This is a genomic window from Pseudomonas sp. F220, assembly GCF_057813935.1.
Genome location: NZ_JBVASJ010000005.1, coordinates 151,435 through 169,894, shown reverse-complemented (window position 1 = coordinate 169,894; position 18,460 = coordinate 151,435). Strand labels below are relative to the sequence as shown.

The following is an 18,460-nucleotide window of genomic DNA, read 5'->3' as shown; positions in this document are numbered from 1 at the left end:
CACCTTTTCCCTAAGGAGGGATACCCCATGATGACTGCATTTCCCCTGCGCACTTATCGTCAACGAATCGAGGCTGTAAAGCGTCGTATGAGCGAACGTGGTCTGGACGCTCTGGTGGTTAATTACCCGGACAATATCAACTACCTGACGGGTTTCGATAGCCTGGGCTTCCTCTGGTATCAGGCGCTGATCATCTCGCCCAAGCTGGCCAATCCGATCTTCCTGACCCGAACCAGCGAAGAGCCTTGCACCTATGAGTTGTCTTGCCTCGAAGAGGGAATTTTCTACGACATCGCCAAGCAGGACCCGCTGCGTATCGTTGCCGATTCACTCGAAGGTCTGGGATTAAGCCAGGGCCGTATCGGCCTGGAAATGCAGGCCTCGACCTTCAGCGCCTTGCAATACACCACGCTGCTGCGACACATGCCAAACGCGCATTTCGAGGACGCCTCGGTGGTCGTCGCCGAAGAGCGCCTGATCAAAACGGCGGAAGAAATCGAATACCAACGCAGTGCCGCGCGCATGGCGGATTACGGCATGCACGCAGCGTTTGAAGCGTTGCGTCCGGGCATGTCCGAAGTGGAAATTTCCGGCGTGGTTTCCAAAGCCCTGGGCGAGGCCGGAAGCGAGTATTCGGCGATCAGTCCAATGTGCGCGACCGGGCGTCGAAGCACCATGACCCATGCAATGCCGCATCGCATCACGATCAGCCCTGGTGACGTGGTGATTCTCGAACATGCGGGTGTGTGTAACCGCTACCACGCGATCCTCATGCGCACGGCGGTCATCGGTAAACCGACGGCGCGTGTGCGTGAAGTCTCGACCCTGCTGACGGAAGCGTTCAACGCCGCCATCGATGTCGCGAAGCCGGGAACGCCCGTCGGTGAGGCAAACCGTGTGTGCAACAGAATCCTTGATCGCATCGATCTGTCTCGTACCCGCGTGCACCGAATCGGCTACAGCCTTGGGCTGGCCTACCCTCCGACCTGGCTTGAAGCAATGATGGTGGACGAGGCCGACGATCACGTCTTCCAGCCGAACATGTCATTTTCAATCGAACCGAACCTTTCCCTTTATTCCGAAGGCTTTGGTCTCAAGCTGGGCGACACGGTGCTGTGTGAGGCGGATGGTTCGCGCAGCCTGTCGGAGATTCCACCTGAGCTGACGATCATCGACTGAGGAGCGCCTTATGTCTGCATTGATGGACGTTTTTTGGCATGACGATGTGCTGTGTCACGACACCGGCTACGGGGTGTTCGAGGCGCCGCCCAGCGACCTTTTGGAGACGCAAACCCAACACCCTGAAAGCAGCCCTCGACTGATCAATATGCGTGCAATTTTGCGTAACGGTCCGGTGGCCGAGCATTTGATTTGGCAAACCGGGCGGCATGCGACACGGGATGAGCTTTTGCGCTTCCACACCGATGATTACCTGCAAACAATCCAGGCGGCAGATCGTCAGGGGCGACGTTTCAGCAGCACAACCTTGGTCACTGCCGGTGGCCTGTCCGGGCTTCTTGCCGCCGCCGGGACCAGTGTCGCAGCGCTTGAGCAAACGCTTCGGGAGCGGCGTCCCGCCATGGCCTTGGTACGCCCGCCGGGGCACCATGCGGCACCTGACATGGCTGACGGTTACTGCTTTTTCAACAATGTCGCCGTGGCGGCGCGGGCAGCTCGAGCTGCTGGAATGGAGCGCGTCGCCATCGTCGATTGGGATGTGCATCACGGCAACGGAACGCAGGAGGGCTTCTATGAGGATCCAACGGTGCTCACTGTATCGATGCACATGGACCACGGTGCCTGGGGCCCCAGTCACCCTCAGACCGGTGGCGTTGATGAGCGGGGCAGAGGCGCAGGTATTGGCACCAACCTGAATATCCCGTTACCAATGGGGTCTGGGGACCTGACTTACGAGTTGGCGTTTGAGCGGTTTGTGGAGCCAGCGCTGGCAGCATTTGCGCCACAGCTATTGATCATCGCCAATGGCCTCGACGCCTCTCAGTTCGATCCGAATGGTCGGCAGCTGTTGACCATGAAAGGCTTCAACCGCTTGGCACAACGCGCGCGGCGGGTAGCCGATGAGCTCTGTGAAGGGAGGTTACTGATCGTTCAGGAGGGTGGCTATAACCCGGCATACAGCGCTTTCTGTTTGCATGCGGCTGCACAAGGTTTTATTGGACACGTATCGACCCTGGCGGATCCGTTGGCATACATGCCGCCGTTCGAAGCACGAAGCCAGGATGATGTTTCTGCACTGGGCAGAGCGCTGCGGGAGGTTGGCTGGGAACTTTAACCAACGAACAGCAAACGAGCGGAATAAGGGCTAATGCCAGTCAGTTAAGGATTTGAACGCCTCAATACCCTGTGGGAGCGGGCTTGCTCGCGAAGGCGGTGTGTCAGTAAACTTTAATGTCGACTGACACTCCCTCTTCGCGAGCAAGCCCGCTCCCACAGGGATTGCACTTGACTGACCGGTATCAGAATTAAAAGGCTCGCTTGTTTGCTTAACCTCGAAACCGCTAAGCATTGGGCAGCGCCAGAATCGCCCGCGCAGCAATGTCCGTGCCGCGAGTAGCCTGCATGCGCTCGCTGAACGCTTTGAGGCGCTGTTTCATCGGCTGATCGGCCAGCAACTGTTCTAGGGCTGCGGGTAGCGTGGCCAGTGGGTTGGCGAAGCGCGGCAAGTAGCGGCCGACGCCGACTTCCTCGGCGCGTGCGGCGTTGTCGTGACCGTCCCAGCAGTAAGGAATGATCAGCGACGGCAAGCCGAAGTACAGCGCTTCGCAGAAACTGTTATTGCCACCGTGATGGATGAACAACTGACATTCCTTGAGCACTGCCGGCTGCGGAAACCAGCTGTCCAGATACACGTTGTCCGGGACGGTGGTGTACATGTCGCGGTAGGCGCCGACGTTGATGAGGAAACGATAAGGCAAGGTTTCGATGGTGCCGATCAGGCGCTTCATCATGTCGGTGTCGGCGGCTCCGAGGCTGCCGAAACTGATGTAAATCAGTGGCGCTTCGTTGTGTCGCGGGAAGTCAGGAACGATGTAAGGCGCCTCGCGTCGTACGCAACCGTCGAGGTACACATAGCGCTGCGGGTCCAGCGGCGGCTGCCGTTCGTAACGAACCGGGGTGGGTGACAGCAGCAGGTTGAGCCACGGTGAGTCGACGAGGAATTGGCCGGGCGGGCAGGGCGCCGTGCCGTTGCTCGCGAGAAACTGCGAAAAGCGCTCATGGGCCGGTGCGACGGCCTTCTGGTAGTGCTCGGTAAAACGCTCGCGGCCTTCCACGTCGCCAGCCAGGCAGCCCGACAAGTACGGTGGTACGGCGGCATCCGGCAGTTCGGTTTCAGCGCAGGAAACCATCCGCACCCAAGGGCATCCGGCGTTGACGATGGCAGGGAACATGACGACGTTGTCGAGGACGATGACGTCCGGTTTCAGACGACCGAGTAACTGCTGCAGCGGCTTTTCTGCTTCGATCGCGGTGTCGATGATGGCTTCCCAGGCCGGCGCAACATAGCTGTCGATCTGTGCCAGTGGAGTCTGGTCGAAGTAGGGAATGTTGCGCTCGATAAAGCGTTCCCAGTAATGCTGGTGTTCCGCTGCCGACAATGGACTGGCTTGCGGAATCGGGTACTCGTCGAAGCCGTATTCGGCGAAAAGCCCCTGAAAATGTTCGTGGCAGATGAAGACCGGTTTTGCTCCCAGCTCACGCAGCGATTGGGCGATACCAATGCAGTTCAAGGCCGCGCCGAAACTGGCTTCCGGAAACAAGGCGATAAGTTTTTGTGTGTGCATGGTGAGGGAAGTCCATGGCGGGTAAAGCCCGCCGCTCCTGAAGATGACTTGATGCTGTCTTATTTTATAAAAAAAATCATCATGTTTTTTTGAGGAGGCTCAGCGGCGCCCGAACAGTTGGCCCTGAGGGATGCCGCGGTTGGCGGTTTGCGGGCGCTGAGCGGCGCTCAGGCGCAGGTGCAGTCGCAGCAGGTCGGCGGCGATCTCCAGCTGTCCGCGCTCGATGTGCGCGATGATTTGCAGGTGTTCGCGCAGTGCTTCTTGCAGGCGGTGCACGCTGACTGTCGGCAACAGGTTCGGCAGGCGCCGAAGGCTCTGATGCTGGAGCAGGGCATCGCCGATAAAGCGGTTGCCGCAGCTCTGGCCCAGCAGTTCGTGAAAGCTGATGTCCAGCTCGCGAAATTGTTGGATATCGAAATTTTCTACGGGGCTTGAGAGCAGCGTTTGCATGGCGCTACGCAGCAGCGCCAGGCGTTGCGGGTCGGCGTTGAAGTGGGGGCTGAGCAGGGCTTCCGGCTCCAGGATGAGGCGGAATTTGAGGCTTTCTTCAAGGGCGGCGAGGCTGTTCAGTGACGGGCGAAACAGCCAGGACTGGCCGGGGCCGCGCTCGATGGCCTGGCTTTCACTCAGTTGCAGCAGGGCTTTCTGTGCCGCTGGCCGGCCGATGTCGTAACGGCGCATCAGTTCGCTGATGCTGATGCTGTCCCCGAGGCGTCCGGCCATGCGGTCGCGCAATACCGAGGTTGCCAGTTCTTCTTCCTCGGCTTGTGGCAATGCGGCGTTGAACGCCTGGCCTGTCGGCGGTGCGAGCAGTCGATAACCCTTGCCGGCTTCGTGGCTCAGCAGGTTTTCTTCCAGTAGCACTTTCAGTGCGCCACGAATCAGTGTGCGTGACACCTGGAAGGTGCGCGCCAGCGCCTGCTCGGCGACCGGATCGCCGGCCACCAGCCCGGTTTCCTGGGTGTGCTCGAGAATCCGGCGGGCGAGTTCCAGGTGATTGGTGCGAGGTTTTTTCTCGGGTGTTGTGCTCAAGCGTCTTATCTCTTTTGGTCGCATCGACTCAGGTGCTCATCTTATGTCATGCATCGCAGAACCGTCAGGCGCAAAAAAATCGTTGACATCTAATCGTGCTGGTCCTAATTTCTAAAAAAAAACACAAGCAATCGTTTCACTTTTTGCCGTACTGCCTTCGAACACAAAAATAAACAATCGTCGGGTGAGTATTATGAGAAAGCTGAAAGGCCTTATGTGTCTGGGATTGAGCGTTTCCCTGGCGATCGCTTCACAGGCCGCAAGTGCAAAAGACATGGTGATTTCCATCTGGGACGGCTACATGGCGCCGGATGCGCTGGACAAGTTCAAGGCGGCCAGCGGCGTTGACGTCGACAAGGCTTTGCACGCGACCAACGAAGAAATCATGGGCAAGCTGATGGCGTCTGGCGGTCAAGGCTATGACGTAGTCTTTGTGTCCTCTCCCTTCGCCGAAGTCCTGCACAAGCAGGGTCTGCTGGCAGACATCGATCCCGTCAAAGTCCCCAATCTTAAAAACCTCTATCCCGAAGCCAACAAGCTGGAATATGACCCGGGCAACCATTTCTCGGTGCCGTACACGTGGGGCACGACCGGGATTTGCTATCGCTCCGACAAGGTAGCGCCGGCGCCGCAAAGCTGGAACGAACTCCTCAATCCCAGCGATGCGCTCAAAGGCAAGGTGACGATGCTCGCCACCGACCGCTGGATGCTCGGTGCCGGTTTTCTCGCCAAGGGTTGGTCGGTCAACGACAACGATCCAAGCCAAATCGCCGCTGTACGCGACCAACTGATCGCCACCAAGAAACGCATCCTCGCCTTCGATGACACCACCTTTTACTCCAAGCTCGCTTCCGGCGAATCGCTGATGGCGCACGCCTGGGATGGCTGGTGCAACTACGGCACCCAAGCCAATGCGGCCATCAAGTTTGTCGTGCCCAAGGAAGGCTCCGACCTTTGGGTGGACACCATGGTGGTGCTGAAAAGTTCGAAGCATCAGGAAGAGGCGTTCAAGTTCGTCAACTTCATGCTCGCCAAGGAAAACCACGTCTGGGTGGCTGAAAACATCCTCTACAAAATCCCCAACCAGGCCGCAATGGCTGGCTTGTCCGCCGACCTGCTCAAGCAATACCCGAACTTGACGATCGCCCCGAGCGAGCTGTTGAAGATGGAACAGTTGCGCGATTTGGGTGGCACCACGCAAAAGGCCTACACCCGGGCTGTCACCGAAATCATGGCGGCACAGAACTAAGCCTCACAAAACGTAAGCCGCACCGAACCGAGGCATGCCCCGCATGTCTCGCCACGCTCGCAAGCCGCCTCTGTTCTGGGGCGGGAGGATATGGGTAATGAGTGCTTTGCATGCTGACAGGCGTCTGTCGGCCTGGCTTCTTGCGCCCGGCTTTGGCTGGCTGCTGACTTTTTTGGTGGTGCCGTGCCTGCTGGTGTTGGTGTACAGCTTCGTCGAACGCGGTGCTTATGGCGGTATCGACTGGCTGTTTACCTGGGAAAACTACCAGCGCGCGTTCGATCCGCTGTACCTCGGCATCTTGCTCAAATCGGCAAAAATCGCCGGTCTGGCGACCGTGTTTGCGGTGCTGATCGGCTACCCGGCAGCGTATGCGATTGCCCGTGCGCCGCGGCGGCGCCAAGCGGTGTTTCTGTTTTTGGTGATGCTGCCGTTCTGGAGCAACTACCTGATCCGCACCTACGCCTGGATCGTCTTGCTCAACCGCGAAGGCTTGATCAACCGGATGCTGCAAATGTTCGGCTACAGCGGCGAACCCATCAGTTTGCTGTACACCGAGTCGTCGGTGGTGCTGGGCTTGGTCTACAACTACATCCCGTTTGTGATCCTGGCGATTTTTTCCTCGCTGTCGCGGATTAACAACGAGCTCTGGGACGCGTCGAAAGACCTCGGTGCCTCGGGCTGGATGACCTTTCGACGGATCATTCTGCCGCTGAGCGTTCCCGGTGTTGCGGCCGGCGCGGTGTTTGTCTTCGTCCTGAGTATCGGCAATTTCATTACTGCCGACCTGTTGGGCGGCAAGCAGGTGCAGATGGTCGGCAACCTGATCTACTCGCAATTTCTGACGGCGCGGGACTGGCCGTTCGGCGCAGCGCTGAGCTTCTTTCTGATCGCGATCATGCTGATCCTGTTGTTCGTTCAGGCACTGGTTGCCCGTCGTGCAGAAGGGGGCCGCGCATGAGTCAGTCACGTTCGGTTGGCGGCACCGTGCTCAGCTCGCACCTGGGATTGGTCTATGCCTTCCTTTATGTGCCCATTCTGGTGTTGATCCTGCTCTCGTTCAACAAGTCCGGATTGCCTACGGCCTGGGGCGGCGTATCACTAAAGTGGTACGTGGCGCTGGCGCATAACTCGGCGATTTTGTCGGCGGCCCTCAACACCTTGATCGTGGCGTTGTCGGCGACATTCATTGCCTGTGTGCTTGGGACTTTCCTGGCATTGGGCATCGAGCTGCGCCGCAAGGACAACGACAAGGGGCAGGTGGTCGACACCTTGTTGATGGCACCGATGATCATTCCCGACATCGTACTGGCGATTGCGCTGCTGAGCTTTTTCAACCTGCTCAAGGTCGGGCTGGGGCTGCACTCGATCATCATCAGCCACGCCGTGTTCAACATCGCTTTTGTCTGCGCGGTGGTGCGCACACGGCTCAAGCACTTCGACTATTCGATTCTCGAAGCCTCGATCGATCTTGGCGCGAGCTGGTTCACTACGTTTCGCCGGGTGCTGTTGCCAGCGATTTTCCCCGGGGTGCTGGCAGGTGGATTGCTCTCGTTCACGTTGTCGGTGGACGAATTCATCATCGCCTTTTTCAACTCCGGTTCCGGCCAGGCCTCCACCACGTTGCCGATGCAGATCTACGCCATGATCCGTTTTGGCGTCACCCCGGAAATCAACGCTCTGGCGACGCTGGTGATGCTGGTCAGCATCACCGCGTTGCTGGCTTCGCAGCGTCTCAACAAGGCTCCTCGCACCCATGAATAATTCTTCTGCGGTACTGATCCTGGACAAGGTCAGCAAGTCTTATGGCAACGGTTTGGCGGTCGACGAGGTCTCGCTGAACATCCGCGAGAACGAGTTCTTTGCACTGCTGGGTCCGTCCGGCTGTGGCAAGACCACGCTGCTGCGCATGCTCGCCGGATTCGAAACGCCCAGCGCCGGCTGCATTTATCTGGACGGCAAGGACATCTCGCCGCTGCCGGCCAACAAGCGTCCGCTGAACCTGATGTTCCAGTCCTACGCGCTGTTTCCCAACATGACCGTGCGCAAGAACATCGCGTACGGGCTGGAAATGGAGCGTCTGCCCGAGTCGGAAATCCGCCGCCGGGTCGATGAAGTGCTGAGCACCGCGCAGCTCGGTGAGCTGGCGGAGCGCAAGCCGGATCAGCTTTCCGGTGGCCAACGCCAGCGAGTCGCACTGGCACGTGCACTGGTCAAGCGCCCCCGGGTGTTGCTGCTTGATGAGCCGTTGGGTGCACTCGACAAAAAGCTCCGGGAAAAAATGCAGTTGGAGCTCAAGCGCCTGCAACTCGAGAGCGGCATCACTTTCATCATCGTTACCCACGATCAGGAAGAGGCGTTGGTGATGTCGGATCGCATGGCGGTGCTCGACGGCGGCAAGGTCTGCCAGTGCGGCAGCCCGACCGAACTCTACGAAAACCCCAACAGCCGTTTTGTCGCCAACTTTATCGGCGTCAGCAATCTATTCGAGGGCGTGCGTTCGGGTGAGCGCTCGGTGCGCGTCAACGGCCAGGAGCTGGTAGTTGATACCGACGCGCCGCTGGTCCCAGGTCAAAAGGTCGCCGTTGTTGTACGACCGGAACGCTTGCAAGTGCTGACGGAGCGGGGCGGCGATTGCGCCAACCAGGTGACCGGGCAAATCGTCGAAATCGCCTATCACGGCCTCGACACCAACGTGCATGTGCAGACGCCACTCAGCGACAAGGCGTTGATCGTCCGGGTGCCGTCCTCGCAGTTCGAATTCGCTCATTTTGCTATCGGTATGACCATCCGGCTGGGCTGGCAGCCTCGCCACGCCCGCGTATTGACCCGCTGAACAATAAAAAGACCAGGCAGGAGTACCTCTCGATGAAACAGAAAGTGATCGCCTTCTTTCCGGAAGCCGCTTATGGCCCGGCACTGAACTCAGTCGGTATTGCCCAGGCCTGCGAAGCCCTCGGCCACAAAGCCGTGTTCCTCACCGATCCCGGCATGAGCGGCGTGTATGCCGGGTATGGATTCGAAGAGCACATGGTCAACATGTCGGCGCCGATGCCGGCCGAAGAAATGGCCCGCTATTGGGTCGATTTCATCAACGGACACATCCCTAACTTTCGCAAGTCGCCGCTGGATCAGATCGATAACTACGTGAAGGAATGCTGGGCCGCCATCGTCGAAACCGCCAAATGGGCGCAGAAGGATTTGCCTGCGGTGCTGGACAAGGTCAAGCCCGACCTGATCTGCGTCGACAACGTGATCCTGTTCCCGGCGATCAAGCAATACGGCAAGCCGTGGGTGCGAATCATTTCCTGCTCGGAGAACGAGATCGAAGACCCGGATATCCCGCCGCACCTGTCGGGCATGAGCATCGACGACAAGGTCGGGCATGCGCAGTTTCGGCAGCGTTTTGAAGAAGCCGTCGGGCCGATCCACGAGGACTTCAACCAGTTCCTGCAAGCCCATGGCGAGCAACCATACCCGCTCGGTACGTTCTTTGAAGCCTCGCCTTACATGAACCTGTTGCTGTACCCGGACGCGGTCAAGTTCGAGCGCCGCCATCCGTTGCCGGCCGAGCGTTTCCACTACCTGCAAGGTTGCGTGCGCCACGACACGTCGTACGAAATTCCAGAGTTTGGGGCCAACAACGACAAGCCGCTGCTCTATGCCAGCTTCGGCAGCCTAGGTTCCGGAGATGTCGAATTGCTCAAGCGCTTGATCACGGCGGTGGGCAAGTTGCCTTACCGAGCGCTGGTCAATGTCGGAGAGCACCTCGATGAATACCCGGACCTGCCGGACAACGTGCTGATCTCCAACTGGTTCCCGCAGCCTTCGGTGATTGCTCAGGTCGACGCAGTGATCCACCACGGCGGCAACAACAGCTTCACCGAGTGCCTGTTCTTCGGCAAACCGGCGATTGTCATGTCGTACGTCTGGGACGGTCACGATAACGCCATGCGCGCCGAAGAAAGCGGTCACGGTTTCAAGCTCGATCGTTACGACTGGAGCGAAACACAGCTGGCGGAAAAACTCGCTGCATGCCTCAACGACGAGGCGATGCACCAACGTTTGCAGCAGACCCGCGCATACATGCAATCACGCAAAGGGCCAGCGGATGCGGCCGATATTCTCGACAAGGTGCTCAACAATGCCTGATCAATCCACCACGGCGGGTATTACGCCGTACCTCGAAGCCGTCAGCAGTCGCACCGATCTGGTGGACTGGGGCGTGCAGAGCGACGCCGTCGAAGGCGTCTCGCATTCCAGCGGGCGACTGCTGTTCAAAGGCCCGAACAACAGCCCGGAAACCGGACTGTGGGTCTGTACTCCCGGTCGCTGGCGGCTGTCGATTCCCCGCGACGAGCTGTGCCACTTCATTGCAGGTGCCGCTACTTACCGCAATGACGACGGTGAAGTGATCGACGTTCGTCCCAACACCCTGGTGCTGTTCCCGGCCGGCTGGACCGGCGAATGCCACGTCCGGGAAACCCTGCGCAACGTTTACATGCTGGCCTAAGCCTGAAATGCCCTGTAGGAGCGAGCTTGCTCGCGATGGACGTCAACGATATCGCGCACTGTCTGGATGACCGCGTCGCCCTGACGTTTCTCGCGAGCAAGCTCGCTCCTACAGAACCTCAATTTATTTGGAGAACAACACATGACTACCCCGTTTCTGTACGACCCGCTGAGCATCACTGACGTCAAGGATTGGGGTGTGATCCCGACCATGCTTGAAGGTGAGTCCCATGTCTCTGGCGTGGTGCTGCACAAAGGCCCCGAAGGCCAGTCCGAATGCGGTGTGTGGATCTGCACGCCGGGCAAATGGTTTTGCCACGTCACCAGCGATGAGTTCTGCCACTTCCTCGAAGGCCGCTGCACCTACGTCCATGAGTCCGGTGAAGTGATCGAGATCAAACCCGACACGGCGGCTTTCTTCCGCAAGGATTGGAAAGGTGTGTGCACCGTCCACGAGACGGTGAAAAAGGTCTACATGATCCGGTGAATGCCATGACTGAGACACATGCATCAACGCCGACCCGTGAGGACCAGCGCGCAGCCTTTCTGGTGCGTGCCGGCTTCGCCGAGGCGCAACTGATCGCGTTGCCGGCGGATGCCTCGACCCGACGTTATTTTCGCCTGAGCGGTGAAGGTCTGCTTTTAATGGATTCGCCAACCCACAGTGAGCCGATTGGCCCGTTTGTCCAGGTTGCCCGTCACTTGCAGGGGCTGGGCCTGTCTGCGCCGGCCTTGCTGCAGGTCGATGAGGACGCGGGTCTGGCGCTGATCGAAGATTTCGGTCACGACACCTACACCCGGCTGCTGGCGGCCGGGCATCCGCAAGCCGCGCTGTATCGCTTGGCGGTCGACGCGCTGGTGGCGTTGCATCGAGCACCGTCCGGCGCAGAGCTGCCGCCTTACGACGCCCGACAACTGAGTAACGAGTGCGCGCTGTTTATCGATTGGTACGTCCCGCTGCTGATTGGCAAAGATGCGGCGCTGGCCCTGCGCGAGTCGTACCTGGCGCTATTCGCCGAGGCCTGCAGCGATGTCGCACAGCGCCGGGAAGCACTGGTATTACGCGACTTTCACGTCGACAACCTGATGCTGCTTGAAGGCCGCGAAGGCGTTGCGGCCTGCGGTCTGCTGGACTTTCAGGACGCGTTGGTCGGTGCGGCGGCGTATGACTTGATGTCGTTGCTCGAAGATGCTCGCCGCGACGTGCCCGAAGCACTGCGTGTGGCCCTGCTCACGCATTACCTGATGCAGCGTCCGGAGCTCAATGCGCCGCGTTTTCTCGAGGATTACCGGCGGCTGGCCGCCCAGCGTCACGCCAAGGTGCTGGGCATTTTTGTGCGCCTGGCCGGACGTGACGGCAAGCACGGTTACCTGGCTCATCTACCGCGTACCCTGGGTTTGTTTGTTCGAGCGCTGGACGCCGAGGCCTTTGCGCCATTGCGCGAGTGGCTCAACCGGCATGTGCCGGGCTGGTGCGATGAATTGCCGTCCGCGACCTTGGCGGCGTTGCGCGAAACCCCTTATCGATTGGTTCAAGGATCGTCCCATGACCACGTTCAACACTGACACCGCATTGCGTTTCATCAACTCCGAGTACCTGCCACTGGCCAATGACCGCGTACGCGAGGTGCTTGACCCGGCCACCCTGCAACGTGTCGGACAGGTTGGCCTGTGCGACGCAACGGACGTGCAAGCCGCCGTCGATGCTGCCACGGCAGCGCAAAAACAGTGGCGGCTGATCGATGCGAAAAGCCGCGCTGCGCGCTTGCATCAGTTGGCCAGTGCCATCGAGCAAGACGTCGCCTGCAACCGTGAAGTCGCGCGGTTGATGACCCTGGAAATGGGCAAGCCGTTTCCCGAAGCCATGGGTGAATTGGCTAACTGCGCGCCGATCTTTCGCTACTACGCGGAAATGGCCCGAGACGATGCGGGCAAGGTCGCTGGCACCACCCAGATCGGTTCCTTCCAGCATGTGCGTTATGAGCCGTATGGCGTCAGCGTGCACATCATGCCGTTCAATTTTCCGATCCTGTTGATGTGCTGGACGGTCGCCGCATCGCTGGCGGCGGGTAACGCCTGCATCGTCAAACCGGCGGAAGCCACGACCCTTTGCACGCTCAAGTTCATGGAGCATTTCACTTCGCTGTTGCCGGGCCTGGTGTCTTGCGTGCCGGGCGATGCGGTGACTGCACAGTTGTTGGTGAAGTCGACCGGGACTCACGCGGTTGCTTTTACCGGCAGCGTCGCGGCGGGCAAAGCAGTGGCAATAGCGTGTGCAGAACAGATGAAACCCTGCGTGATCGAGGCCGGTGGCAGCGATCCGCTGATTATCTCCAAATACGCGCCGCTGGACGTTGCGGCTGCGGGTGCGGTGACCGCCGCGTTCCACCTGAGTGGGCAAATCTGTACGTCTGCGGAACGTTTCTACGTGGTCGATGAGATCCACGACGAGTTTGTCGAGAAGTTCGCTGAGCGCACCCGCGCCTTGCGCATCGGCCATGGCCTGGAGCGCTCGGAAATCGGCCCGATGGTCAGCGAGGCCGCACGCACTAAAGTCATGCGTCTGGTCGACGACGCCTTGGCCAAGGGCGCGACGCTGGTTTGCGGTGGACGGGTTCCACCGCAGCACACTGTGGGCTGGTTCTATGAACCGACCATCCTCACCGGGGTCACCGGCGACATGGCGATTCTCCAGGAAGAGTGTTTCGGCCCCGTAGCGGCGATCTGTCGGGTCAACGATTTCGACGAAGCGGTGCGTCTGGCCAATAATTCGCCGTTCGGTCTCGGCGCGTCGCTGTTCACAACCGACCTTGCCGAAGCCATGGAGGCCGCCGAGCGTCTGGAGGCCGGGATGGTCTGGGTTAACAACCCGCTGATCGACAACGATGCACTGCCGTTTGGTGGCTGGAAGATGTCCGGCCTCGGTCGCGAACTCGGGCGTCAGGGTCTTGAAGCGTTCCGTCGCTCGAAAATGGTCATCATCGATCATCAACCGAAGATTCAGGACTGGTGGTATCCGTATGCCGACGACGTGTTCTATCGCGATCCGGTTTAACGCAGCGCAACACAGGAGGATCGCAATGAGCGACAACGTTTCCTGGCCAACCCTGGCGGTGATTCTCGCCGCCGGGCAGGGCACTCGCATGCGTTCGCAGCTGCCGAAAGTCATGCACCCGGTGGGCAATCGTCCTCTGCTCGGCCACGTGCTGGCCGCCGTCGAGGCGGCGGGCATCGAGCAAGTGGCGGTGGTGCTTGGGGCTGGTAGTCGGCCGGTAGCTGATTATTTGCAGCAGGCGGCACCGACTGCGCGGGTTTTTACCCAGCATGAGCAACTGGGTACGGCGCATGCCTTGCTCGCGGCAAGAGCCGCGTTGCAGGCCCATGAACAGGGCTGTGTGCTGGTGCTGTTTGGCGATTCGCCGTTGATCAGCCCGCAGACCCTGTTGCAGTTACGTCAGACATTGATCGACGGTGCAGTGGTTGCGGTCGCGGGGTTTCACACCGCGCGACCAGGTCCTTATGGGCGATTGCTGGTGGAAGAGGGCCGTTTGCTGGCGATCCGCGAAGCCAAGGACGCCAGCCCGCAAGAGCTGGAGGTCGATTTCTGCAATGGTGGGGTCATGGGCTTGCGTGCCGACACCTGCCTTTGGCTGCTGGAACGCATCGGCAACCACAACGCGCAGGGCGAGTACTACCTCACCGAAGCGGTGGCCGTGGCCAACAGCGCCGGTCTGCAAGTAACCGCTGTGGAGGTGGATGAGGACGACGTACTCGGGGTCAATGATCGCGAGCAATTGCATGCCGCCGAACAGCATTTCCAGCAGCGTCGGCGCCATGCGGTGATGCAGTCGGGCGTCAGCCTGGTGGCGGCGGACACCGTGTTTTTCAGCGCTGATACGCGTCTGGCCACGGATGTACGCATCGAGCCTTGCGTGGTGTTTGGGCCGGGGGTGAGCGTGGGCAGCGGGGTGCGGATCGACGCGTTCAGTCGCCTGGAAAATATTCGGCTGGAGCAGCCTGTGAATGAAGGAGTTTCCCATGCGTGATTATCAACGGCTGTACATCGGCGGCGAATGGGTCGCGCCGGTACAGCGTGGGGTTTTCGAGACGTTTGATCCGAGCGATGAATCGGTTCTGGCACAGGTCGCCGCCGCCGCGGCGGAAGATATTGACCTGGCCGTCGCGGCCGCGCGCAAGGCGTTCGACGAAGGTGACTGGCCGCGCTGGACAGGCGTGCAACGGGCGCAAGTGTTGCGGCGAATCGCTGACGGCATTCGCGTACGTCAGGACGAACTGGCCGCCATCGAGGTGCGCGACAACGGCAAGCCGCTACCGGAAGCGCTGTGGGACATCGCCGATACGGCCGGTTGTTTCGACTTCTATGCAGGGCTCGCCGAAGGCTCGGATCAACACAGCGAGCAGTCGATCAGCTTGCCGGATGAGCGCTTCAGCTCCTCGGTCATCAAGGAGCCAGTCGGCGTGGTCGCGGCGATCATTCCGTGGAATTTTCCGATGTTGATGGCCTCGTGGAAAGTCGCTCCGGCGCTGGCGGCAGGCTGTACCGTGGTGCTCAAGCCTTCGGAATTGACGCCGCTGACAGCCCTTGAACTGGCGGGCATTGCCGATCAGGCAGGCTTGCCAGCCGGGGTGCTGAACGTTGTCAGCGGTTTGGGGCGTGAGGCCGGCGCATCGTTGGCTGAACACCCCGATGTGGACAAGATCGCCTTCACCGGCAGCGTGCCGACCGGGCGCAAGATCATGCAAGCGGCAGCCGCCGAGATCAAAAACATCAGCCTGGAGCTGGGCGGTAAATCGCCCTTCGTGATCTTCGCCGACAGTGACCTCGACGCGGCGGTGGAATGGATTTTGTTCGGAATTTTCTGGAACCAGGGTCAGGTCTGTTCGGCCACTTCGCGAGTGCTGGTGGAACGTTCGTTGTACCCGGCGCTGCTAAAGCGTTTGATCACCGCCACCGAGCAGATTCAGATTGGCCAAGGCTTTGAGGAGGGTGTGAAACTCGGGCCACTGGTCAGCCAGGGTCAATTGGACAAGGTCATCGCGGCCATTGCGTCCGGTCAGCAAGAGGGCGCGCGACTGGTTTCGGGCGGAACTCGTCCGGCCCATCTGCAGAAGGGCTATTACCTGACTCCGGCGATATTCGCTGACGTACCCGAACACAGTTCGGTGTGGCGAGATGAAATCTTCGGCCCTGTGGTGTGCCTGCGCGCATTCGACACGGAAGCCGAAGCAATACGCCTGGCCAATGACTCGCCGTTCGGTCTGGCGGCAGCGGTCATGTCCCGCGACATCCCGCGTTGTGAACGGGTCGCTCGACGCTTTCGCGCCGGGATCGTCTGGGTCAACTGCTCACAACCGACCTTCGTTGAAGCCCCTTGGGGCGGTTACAAGCAGAGTGGCATCGGGCGTGAGCTGGGCGAGTGGGGCTACAACAACTACCTGGAGACCAAGCAAATCACCCGATACAATGGCGGGGCCTGGGGCTGGTATTTGAACTGAGGCGCTCATGGTCCCTAACCCCTGTCTGATCGGCGCGAACGCAGAGCTCACGGCCGTCTATTTCAGGTACCATCCCCACGGCTGGTCGCTGACGTATTCGGTCACCTGCTTGACCTCCAGGTAATTGTGCAGGCCCCACTGGCCCAATTCACGGCCAATCCCGCTGTGCTTCATGCCGCCCCACGGTGCTTCGACGAAGGTCGGTTGTGAGCAGTTGACCCAGATAATTCCGGCGCGCAGCTGGTTGGCGACGCGAGTGGTGCGCTGCAAGTCAGCGCTCATCACGGCGGCGGCAAGGCCGAAACGGCTGGCGTTGGCCATTTGCACGGCTTGCTCTTCGGTCTTGAAACGCTTGATGCACAGCACCGGGCCGAATACTTCTTCGCGCCAGAGGATGCTGCTGTGTCCTGGCTCGTCGAAGATCGCCGGTTCGATGAAGTAACCCTGTGCCAAATGCGCCGGCCGCCGACCTCCGGTGAGTAAACGGGCGCCACAGGCGAGGCCTTGGTCGATGAAGCTGAGCACCTTGTCGTACTGGCTTTGACTGACCAGCGGCCCCAGCAGAACACCGGGCTCCATGCCCGGGCCGATGGTGATTTTGCGGGTTTCCTCGACCAGCCGTTCGATCAACCGCGAGGCAATGTTTTCCTGCACCAGCAAGCGCGAGGTGGCGCTGCACACCTGGCCCTGGTTCCAGAAAATCCCGAACAGAATCCATTCCACCGCGGCCTCGACATCGGCATCGTCGAACACAATAAACGCTGACTTTCCGCCCAGTTCCAGGCTGATGTTCTTGATGTCGCGTGCCGCCGCCGACATGATTTTCGCCCCGGTGGGCACGCTGCCGGTGAAGGCCAGTTTGTCCACGCCCGGATGTTCTGTGAGCGGGCTGCCGGCGTCGGCACCGAGGCCGGTTACTACGTTCAATACCCCGGCCGGCAGACCGATGCGGTCGGCGGCTGCGGCCAGTTCCAGCGCTGTCAGTGGCGTTAACTCGGACGGTTTCAATACCACTGTGGCCCCGGCGGCCAACGCGGGTGCGACCTTCCAGGCGGCCATCAGCAGCGGGTAGTTCCAGGGGATGATCTGCCCGGCCACGCCAATCGGTTCGTGGCGGATGCGGCAGCGAAAGCGCTCGTCCGGCAACGCCAGTGGTTGGTCCTGACGCTGATCAAGTTCACGGGCCAATCCGGCGTAGTAACGAAAGCAGCCTATCGCATCGCCAACGTCCCACTGTGCTTCGGGCAACGGCTTGCCGTTGTCGCGCACTTCGAGTTCGGCCAGCGCCTGTTGACCACTCTCCAGTTCATCGGCCAACGCTTCCAGCCACTGCGCGCGCTCGGCACCAGTGGTTTGGCTCCAGCCGTTGTCGAACGCCCGTCGGGCAGCGCGTACTGCATGATCGACGTCTTCTTCGGTACCGGCCGCCACTCGGTGGAAGGCTTGTTCGGTGGCCGGGTCGATAACGTCCAGATAGCCGCCCAGGTCCGGGCTGACCCACTCGCCGTTGATATAAAGCTGATCACGCATGGTGAGACTCCTGGACGCCGGTGCGGCGGTTTTGCAGATGGCGAGAAGTGAACAGCAGTGCCAGCGATGCGCAGATGATCACCGTCGAAACCGCGTTGATTTCCGGCGTCACGCCACGGCGGATGGATGAAAAGATGTAGATCGGCAAGGTCGTTTCGGAACCGGCAACGAAGAACGCGATGATGAAATCGTCGAAGCTGAAGGTGAATGCCAACAGAAACCCGGCCATGATCGCCGGACTGATCTGCGGCAGGGTGACCCGCCAGAAGGTCTGCATCGGCGGCGCGTAGAGGTCGGCCGACGCTTCCAGCAGGGCCTTGTCCAGCGAGTCGACACGGCTGCGCACAATCACCATGACCAACGCCATGGTGAACAGCGAGTGTGCGGCGATTACCGTCAAGAAGCCCATGTTCAAGCGCGGAACGCTCGGCATCCAGCTCGCCAGCAGCGGGTTAATCAGGTCGAACAGGCTGATGAACGCAATCAGCGTCGAGATGCCGATGACGATGCCAGGCACGATGATCGCGCAATAGGTCAGCGCATCGAACAGCAGGCGCACCTTGGGGCTGGAGCGCTGCAAGCCGAACACTGCGAGCGTGCCGAACAGCGTTGCGATCACCGCCGAAGTGAAGGCGATGAACGCGCTATGGCCGAGCGCTTCCATGATGAACGGGTTGCCAAAGGCGCGACCAAACCACTGTACCGAGCAGCATTCGAACGCCAGGCCACTGCGCCCGGCGTTGAAGCTGAACAGCACGATCAACGCGATTGGCGCGTAGAGAAACAGGTACAGCGAAGTCGAATAGCTGCGCAGCCACAT

At 60.1% G+C, this 18,460-nt stretch carries 17 protein-coding genes; 13 read left to right on the top strand and 4 right to left on the bottom strand.

Translation table 11 applies throughout. From position 1 onward, the window contains the following. Nucleotides 1–27 precede the first annotated feature (27 nt). Nucleotides 28–1,179 (top strand): M24 family metallopeptidase, encoded by a 1,152-nt coding sequence (locus ACZYSM_RS07455; RefSeq protein ID WP_489070317.1) that lies wholly within the window; start codon nt 28–30, stop codon nt 1,177–1,179. Between the two features lie 10 nt (nt 1,180–1,189). Beyond that, nucleotides 1,190–2,293, top strand: a complete 1,104-nt coding sequence (locus ACZYSM_RS07450) for an arginase family protein (RefSeq protein WP_489070316.1) — start codon at nt 1,190–1,192, stop codon at nt 2,291–2,293. A gap of 226 nt (nt 2,294–2,519) precedes the next feature. Here ACZYSM_RS07450 and ACZYSM_RS07445 read toward each other — a convergent pair whose 3' ends face one another. Both ACZYSM_RS07445 and ACZYSM_RS07440 read right to left on the bottom strand, forming a co-directional pair. Then, nucleotides 2,520–3,803, bottom strand: a complete 1,284-nt coding sequence (locus tag ACZYSM_RS07445) for a nucleotide disphospho-sugar-binding domain-containing protein (protein WP_489070315.1) — start codon at nt 3,801–3,803, stop codon at nt 2,520–2,522. Between the two features lie 99 nt (nt 3,804–3,902). Beyond that, nucleotides 3,903–4,835 carry a GntR family transcriptional regulator gene (locus ACZYSM_RS07440; RefSeq protein ID WP_489070313.1) on the bottom strand — a complete coding sequence of 311 codons (933 nt, stop codon included), beginning with the start codon at nt 4,833–4,835 and terminating at the stop codon, nt 3,903–3,905. Between the two features lie 193 nt (nt 4,836–5,028). On the opposite strand from ACZYSM_RS07440, the gene ACZYSM_RS07435 reads away from it, so the two are divergent. The 11 genes from ACZYSM_RS07435 to ACZYSM_RS07385 all read left to right on the top strand — a co-directional run bounded on the left by ACZYSM_RS07435 (nt 5,029) and on the right by ACZYSM_RS07385 (nt 16,110). Continuing rightward, entirely contained in the window at nt 5,029–6,084 is a 1,056-nt protein-coding gene (locus ACZYSM_RS07435) for a polyamine ABC transporter substrate-binding protein (protein ID WP_489070311.1), read from the top strand. Nucleotides 6,085–6,181: 97 nt separating this feature from the next. Continuing rightward, nucleotides 6,182–7,042 carry an ABC transporter permease gene (locus tag ACZYSM_RS07430; RefSeq protein ID WP_489070309.1) on the top strand — a complete coding sequence of 287 codons (861 nt, stop codon included), beginning with the start codon at nt 6,182–6,184 and terminating at the stop codon, nt 7,040–7,042. Then, complete coding sequence (locus ACZYSM_RS07425; RefSeq protein ID WP_489070307.1) at nt 7,039–7,845, top strand: ABC transporter permease; 807 nt, start codon at nt 7,039–7,041, stop codon at nt 7,843–7,845. The genes ACZYSM_RS07430 and ACZYSM_RS07425 overlap by 4 nt, the downstream gene beginning before the upstream one ends. Next, nucleotides 7,838–8,917, top strand: a complete 1,080-nt coding sequence (locus ACZYSM_RS07420) for an ABC transporter ATP-binding protein (protein ID WP_489070305.1) — start codon at nt 7,838–7,840, stop codon at nt 8,915–8,917. The genes ACZYSM_RS07425 and ACZYSM_RS07420 overlap by 8 nt, the downstream gene beginning before the upstream one ends. 32 nt (nt 8,918–8,949) lie before the next feature. After that, on the top strand, nt 8,950–10,233 hold the full coding sequence (locus tag ACZYSM_RS07415) for a nucleotide disphospho-sugar-binding domain-containing protein (protein ID WP_489070303.1): 1,284 nt from the start codon (nt 8,950–8,952) through the stop codon (nt 10,231–10,233). Then, nucleotides 10,226–10,594, top strand: a complete 369-nt coding sequence (locus ACZYSM_RS07410; RefSeq protein ID WP_489070301.1) for a cupin domain-containing protein — start codon at nt 10,226–10,228, stop codon at nt 10,592–10,594. Before ACZYSM_RS07415 ends, ACZYSM_RS07410 begins: the two co-directional genes overlap by 8 nt. Before the next feature lie 141 nt (nt 10,595–10,735). Continuing rightward, complete coding sequence (locus ACZYSM_RS07405; RefSeq protein ID WP_140679520.1) at nt 10,736–11,080, top strand: cupin domain-containing protein; 345 nt, start codon at nt 10,736–10,738, stop codon at nt 11,078–11,080. 5 nt (nt 11,081–11,085) lie between these two features. Beyond that, entirely contained in the window at nt 11,086–12,159 is a 1,074-nt protein-coding gene (locus ACZYSM_RS07400; protein WP_489070299.1) for an aminoglycoside phosphotransferase family protein, read from the top strand. After that, nucleotides 12,140–13,648 carry an aldehyde dehydrogenase family protein gene (locus ACZYSM_RS07395; RefSeq protein WP_489070297.1) on the top strand — a complete coding sequence of 503 codons (1,509 nt, stop codon included), beginning with the start codon at nt 12,140–12,142 and terminating at the stop codon, nt 13,646–13,648. Before ACZYSM_RS07400 ends, ACZYSM_RS07395 begins: the two co-directional genes overlap by 20 nt. Nucleotides 13,649–13,673: 25 nt before the next feature. Beyond that, the gene (locus ACZYSM_RS07390) at nt 13,674–14,639 is read left to right on the top strand and encodes an NTP transferase domain-containing protein (protein ID WP_489070295.1); all 966 of its coding nucleotides are present in this window, start codon (nt 13,674–13,676) and stop codon (nt 14,637–14,639) included. After that, on the top strand, nt 14,632–16,110 hold the full coding sequence (locus ACZYSM_RS07385; protein WP_489070293.1) for an aldehyde dehydrogenase family protein: 1,479 nt from the start codon (nt 14,632–14,634) through the stop codon (nt 16,108–16,110). Before ACZYSM_RS07390 ends, ACZYSM_RS07385 begins: the two co-directional genes overlap by 8 nt. A gap of 57 nt (nt 16,111–16,167) precedes the next feature. On the opposite strand, the gene ACZYSM_RS07380 is transcribed toward ACZYSM_RS07385, so the two are convergent. Both ACZYSM_RS07380 and ACZYSM_RS07375 read right to left on the bottom strand, forming a co-directional pair. Continuing rightward, the gene (locus tag ACZYSM_RS07380) at nt 16,168–17,640 is read right to left on the bottom strand and encodes an aldehyde dehydrogenase family protein (protein WP_489070291.1); all 1,473 of its coding nucleotides are present in this window, start codon (nt 17,638–17,640) and stop codon (nt 16,168–16,170) included. After that, nucleotides 17,633–18,460, bottom strand: coding sequence for an ABC transporter permease (locus tag ACZYSM_RS07375; RefSeq protein WP_489070289.1), 828 nt, complete (start codon nt 18,458–18,460; stop codon nt 17,633–17,635). Before ACZYSM_RS07375 ends, ACZYSM_RS07380 begins: the two co-directional genes overlap by 8 nt.